The following is a 1,401-nucleotide window of genomic DNA, read 5'->3' as shown; positions in this document are numbered from 1 at the left end:
CTTGCGTGGTTTCGTTGCACCTGGGTTGTCTGAAAGTTCATGCAGTTTCATGTCGCTTCTCCTTTTGCCGGATGTGACCCCCAGCGACGGGAGCGGTCAAACGCGGCGTTTCATGATTCCTGTGGCACAACGGTGGCCACTGGGGGCGTATAGGTGATGGGGTGTGGGTGGGTCAAGCCTATCAACAGGGCAGAACGATAAAACAAACTTAGAGTGATGCAGCTACTATGCGACCAACTTCACCATGCCAACGCTTGTATGCCTCGTTGATATATCGATTATGATGCGGGTTTTGCAGGCCTTCGTCTAAAAAACGAACCCTACAGCCCTAAGCAGGCAGATCGCTCCGATCCACCTCACTCTACAAGTTGCCGGGTCTAAGCAATCCTCCTCAAGAGTATGAAGGGCAACTTTGCAATCCTGTATAGTGAGCCTCGTATTTTCCAAAACCATCGTATTTATCCAAAGCCAGTTCTGAATACAAAGAGCAAAAAACCTCTCGATCAAGTATCTATCGGGAAACGCTAAACGCCCCGCAGTTGCCTGCGAGGCGCTCAATTCAAGGTAGGTTGGTAGGGTGGGTGAACCCCACCACCACCTCAGCCCTTTTCTTCGACGATCTCAACCATGTGAGAGATCTTGCGGATCATGCCGCGGACGGAAGGTGTGTCTTCCAACTCGCGAACACGGTGCATTTTGTTCAGACCCAGACCGATCAGCGTAGCGCGCTGGTCAGCGGGGCGGCGGATTGGCGAACCAATCTGCTTGATTACAATAGTCTTGGCCATGCTTATGCCTCCTCAGCGACTTGTGCGGACGATTCAACATGGTCCTCACGCTTTGGCAGGATGTCCGCCACCTTTTTGCCGCGACGCTGTGCGACCGAGCGAGGCGAAGATTCTTTACGCAGACCGTCCATAGTAGCGCGGATCATGTTGTAAGGGTTCTGCGAACCGATGGACTTGGACACAACGTCCTTGATGCCCAGCATTTCGAAAACGGCACGCATTGGACCACCGGCGATGATACCGGTACCTTCTGGTGCTGTCCGCATAACCACTTTACCGGCGCCGTGACGGCCTTCCATATCGTGATGCAGTGTGCGGCCTTCGCGCAGCTGAACGCGGATCATCTGGCGCTTGGCTTGCTCTGTGGCTTTACGAATGGCTTCAGGAACCTCTTTCGCTTTACCTTTACCAAAGCCGACGCGGCCCTTTTGGTCGCCAACAACTACAAGTGCGGCGAAGCCAAAGCGCTTACCACCTTTAACAGTCTTGGAAACGCGGTTGATCGCCACTAGGCGGTCGGCGAATTCTGGAGTCTCTTCGCGCTGGTTGCGGCGATTGCCACCCCGGTTGTCATCTCTTGCCATGCGGCATCATCCTTTTGGTACGGCGCAAG

General features: G+C 54.0%; 2 protein-coding genes. Both read right to left on the bottom strand.

The features are described from left to right. Positions 1-599: 599 nt before the first annotated feature. The gene (gene rpmD / locus ABYT07_RS21125; RefSeq protein WP_008226433.1) at positions 600-788 is read right to left on the bottom strand and encodes a 50S ribosomal protein L30; all 189 of its coding nucleotides are present in this window, start codon (positions 786-788) and stop codon (positions 600-602) included. 2 nt (positions 789-790) lie between these two features. Beyond that, complete coding sequence (gene rpsE, locus ABYT07_RS21120; RefSeq protein ID WP_176250641.1) at positions 791-1,372, bottom strand: 30S ribosomal protein S5; 582 nt, start codon at positions 1,370-1,372, stop codon at positions 791-793. Positions 1,373-1,401: the final 29 nt, after the last annotated feature.

Origin of the sequence: Sulfitobacter sp. (assembly GCF_041552635.1) — a bacterium.
Classification (GTDB): domain Bacteria; phylum Pseudomonadota; class Alphaproteobacteria; order Rhodobacterales; family Rhodobacteraceae; genus Sulfitobacter.
The sequence above is the reverse complement of the archived record's forward strand: the minus strand, read 5'-3'. Positions and strand labels throughout refer to the sequence as shown.